Source organism: Prevotella dentasini JCM 15908 (assembly GCF_000614065.1).
Taxonomy (GTDB): domain Bacteria; phylum Bacteroidota; class Bacteroidia; order Bacteroidales; family Bacteroidaceae; genus Prevotella; species Prevotella dentasini.
In genome coordinates, this window is sequence record NZ_BAKG01000040.1 from 1 (window position 1) to 687 (window position 687).

At 30.9% G+C, this 687-nt stretch carries 1 protein-coding gene; it reads left to right on the forward strand.

Features of this window, described 5'->3' with window-relative positions:
• Positions 1 to 115 precede the first annotated feature (115 nt).
• The gene (locus JCM15908_RS11255) at positions 116 to 676 is read left to right on the forward strand and encodes a hypothetical protein (RefSeq protein WP_148295595.1); all 561 of its coding nucleotides are present in this window, start codon (positions 116 to 118) and stop codon (positions 674 to 676) included.
• Positions 677 to 687 lie beyond the last annotated feature (11 nt).

Consider the following 687-nt stretch of genomic DNA (forward strand, 5'->3'; position numbering starts at 1 on the left):
AACTATTCTTTTGTTATGGGGGAATGGATTACATATAGGAATGGTTCAGAGACTTGGATAAACGGAAGATATGACGGAGTTGTTAGTCCCGCTCCTGGAACTAAAAATTTTGATTATGAGTGGTCGCCTTTTTAGTCTGAATCTTAAAAGATTCGTTAAGATAATTGCAGTATGCTTTCTTATTGCTTTATTGTATTTAGTAATAATGCCTTTTTGCGGCTTTTACCAGATTCATGATGAATATGACAAATATGATAGTGAAAAAATGCTTTCCATGCGGATTTCTGATTACATTTATACCAGTCGCTTTTACAAAGGTAAACAAATGTATTTCCCAAAATCAGCAACTTTTTACAAAGGCAGATATATAGGGAAAAATGATATAACAATAAAGTTCAACTCTGACAATTCTATCTTGTTAAAATTTGGCAAAGAAGTAAAATTACAAATCAAGGATGTTGTTTTAACAAAAAAGATCATAGATTTGCCTGTTATGAACCTGTCAGAACATACTCCTTACTATTCTGCATTTAGATTCAATAGTACAAAGGGAAACTATACCATTATATATTGGCAGGGCAATATTAAAAAACAAGAATTAAGAGATACTGGTGTAGAGATACATTTCAATGGTTACTATATTTATTCTGGTCATAACAATTTTTTTGATTGGTAGTAATAGTCAAA